Annotated in this window: 4 protein-coding genes and 2 pseudogenes; 4 read left to right on the top strand and 2 right to left on the bottom strand. The window is 63.1% G+C overall.

Annotated elements, in window-relative coordinates; translation table 11 throughout:
• The 4 genes from HLUSI_RS26630 to HLUSI_RS0102390 all read left to right on the top strand — a co-directional run.
• Positions 1–299 (top strand): NAD(P)-dependent oxidoreductase (locus HLUSI_RS26630; RefSeq protein ID WP_040503070.1); only part of this gene is annotated, 299 nt, incomplete at its 5' end.
• 175 nt (positions 300–474) lie between these two features.
• Positions 475–954 carry an acyl-CoA thioesterase gene (locus tag HLUSI_RS0102380; protein WP_029363031.1) on the top strand — a complete coding sequence of 160 codons (480 nt, stop codon included), beginning with the start codon at positions 475–477 and terminating at the stop codon, positions 952–954.
• Positions 955–994: 40 nt separating this feature from the next.
• Positions 995–1,399, top strand: coding sequence for a CidA/LrgA family protein (locus tag HLUSI_RS26635; RefSeq protein WP_016832453.1), 405 nt, complete (start codon positions 995–997; stop codon positions 1,397–1,399).
• On the top strand, positions 1,392–2,132 hold the full coding sequence (locus tag HLUSI_RS0102390; RefSeq protein WP_016832454.1) for an LrgB family protein: 741 nt from the start codon (positions 1,392–1,394) through the stop codon (positions 2,130–2,132). The genes HLUSI_RS26635 and HLUSI_RS0102390 overlap by 8 nt, the downstream gene beginning before the upstream one ends.
• Before the next feature lie 2 nt (positions 2,133–2,134).
• Here the strand turns inward: HLUSI_RS0102390 and HLUSI_RS32305 are convergent.
• A pseudogene (locus tag HLUSI_RS32305) lies at positions 2,135–2,257 on the bottom strand (sulfite exporter TauE/SafE family protein); the annotation flags it as partial.
• A gap of 66 nt (positions 2,258–2,323) precedes the next feature.
• Positions 2,324–2,530 (bottom strand): annotated as a pseudogene (locus HLUSI_RS0102400) (MocR-like pyridoxine biosynthesis transcription factor PdxR); the annotation flags it as partial.

The raw sequence follows: 2,530 nt of genomic DNA on the forward strand, positions 1-2,530 counted from the left end.
CGCGCCATCTGGTCGGCGCACGCGAGTTGCAGGCGCTGGGGCCGAAAGGCTTCCTGGTCAATATCTCGCGCGGCAGCGTGGTCGACACGGCGGCGCTGGCTGCGGCGCTGGGCAAGGGCGAACTGGGCGGCGCCGGACTGGACGTCTACGAAAGCGAACCGCAACCGCCGCGTGAATTGCTGGAATTCAAGAACGTGGTGCTGACGCCGCACATGGCGGGCTGGTCGCCGGAAGCCATCACGGCGTCGATTACCAAATTCCTGCGCAACGCCGAGGCGCATTTCGCTGCCGTCGGCTAAAAACACACCGAGCAAAGCACAGTCCCACGAGACGGGAAACTTGCCTGGCAAGACTATTCGCGATAGTCTTGCCGGCTTGTCGCGCCCGTACGCCGTTTTGTTCAAGTAAGTCGCGCCGGTGACGTTAAACCCAGCATAGAATCCGACCAAGTCAAACAAGAGAAAGCCGCTCACCATGGACATGCCATCTCACCAACTCACCATGACCGTCCTGATGACGCCCGACATGGCCAATTTCTCCGGCAATGTGCACGGCGGCACCATTCTCAAGTTCCTCGATCAGGTCGCCTATGCCTGCGCCAGCCGCTACGCCGGTCAGTACGTGGTGACGCTGAGCGTGGACCAGGTGATGTTCCGCCAGCCTATCCATGTCGGTGAACTGGTGAGCTTCCTGGCCAGTGTGAACCACACCGGCACTTCGTCGATGGAAGTCGGCATCAAGGTGGTCGCAGAAAACATCCGCACCCAGGAAGTGCGTCACGTCAACAGCTGCTTCTTCACCATGGTGGCGGTCGACGGCGAGCGCAAGCCGGTCGCGGTGCCGTCGCTGCGTCCGTTCACGGGCGAAGAAAAGCGCCGCTTCGAAGCCGCCAAGCTGCGCAAGAAACTGCGCGCCGAGTTGTCGCACCGTTTCGACGAAGCCAAGCTGTCCTGATCGGTCTCATCCGACATCCAACCACCAGGGAGGAAGTGAAATGCTTGCCAGTTTCGCGACCCTGCTGGTGTTCCAGTGCTTGGGTGAGGGCATCACCTTCGCCCTGAAACTCCCCATTCCCGGTCCCGTCGTGGGCATGTTGCTGCTGTTCTTCACGCTGGTCGCTTATCCGCCCTTGCTGGACCGGATCGAAGCCACCGGCAGCGAATTGCTGCGCCATCTGTCGTTGCTGTTCGTGCCGGCCGGCGTCGGCATCGTTGCTACCGCAGGACAAGTGCGCGGCCATTGGCTGACGGTAATCCTGGCGGTGGTGGTGAGCACCTTGCTGACGCTGGCTGTGACTGCCGCGGTCACGCGGGCGGTGATGAACTGGCAGAACCGGCAAGATCAGCAGAATCGCCATACTGACGGCGACAAGAAAGACGGCGAGGGCGATCATGCGTGATCTGCCGCAATTCGGCCTGATCTGGGTCTATCTGGCGGCGTCGCCGTTGCTGGGGCTGACGCTGACCTTGTGCGCCTACGTCGTGGCTTACTGGATCTACAGCCGTTGCAAATTTTCGCCGCTGGCCAATCCGGTGGCGATCGCGATTGCGCTGGTCAGCACCGTGCTGCTGCTGAGCGGCATGCCGTACAGCGAATACTTCGCCGGCGCGCAATTCGTCCACTTCCTGCTGGGCCCGGCCACGGTGGCGTTGGCGATTCCATTGGCGCGCCAGTTGCCGCGGCTGCGCAAATCCTTCCTGCCGCTGGCTTGCGGCCTGCTGGCAGGTTCGGCCACGGCGATCGTGTCGGCGGTGGTGCTGACGATCTTGCTGGGCGGCTCGCCGCAACTGGCGTTTTCGATCGGACCCAAGTCGGCCACCACGCCGATCGCCATGGGCGTGGCCGAAAAACTCGGCGGCTTGCCGGCGTTGACGGCGGTGCTGGTGATCGGTACGGGGATTTTCGGCGCGGTGGCGGCGCGCTTCCTGTTCAACCGCATGCGCATCGATTCGCCCGAGGTGCGCGGTTTTGCGCTCGGCGTGACCTCGCATGGCATCGGCACCGCGCGGGCATTTCAGGTGAATCAGGAAATGGGCGCCTTTGCCGGTCTCGGCATGGGCCTCAATGGCGTGCTGACGGCGTTTCTGGCGCCGTGGCTGATCCCGGTGTTCGTCGGCTTGCTGGCGCGTTAGCGTTATCCGATCAATTTCGGTAGCGCTGACGCCAGCAAGGCAACGCCCGACAGCGTCAGCAGGCTCAATACGATCTTGCGGAAAGCCGCCTCGCTGATGCCGAGGTAGATCCGTGTCCCCAGGATGGCTACATCCATGCGTTATTCCATTCCCGTGTTGTTCTTGTCTGCGGTGTTGGGCCGTGCCTGGCTTCAGCGCCAGATCTTCGCCAGCGTCTTGATCGCGGCGGTGATGGCGGCCTCATCGGCGCCGCCGAAACCCATCACCAGTCCGGCTTCGTGGCGACGCGCGGAGCCGGGCAGCCAGAAGCGCGTCAGGCCGTCGATCTCGATGCCGGCTTCGGCGGCGCGATTGATCATGTCGTCCTGCTGCCTGATGGTCGGCACCCGCACCGAGCC

This window comes from Herbaspirillum lusitanum P6-12 (genome assembly GCF_000256565.1).
GTDB classification, from domain to species: Bacteria; Pseudomonadota; Gammaproteobacteria; order Burkholderiales; family Burkholderiaceae_D; genus Herbaspirillum; species Herbaspirillum lusitanum.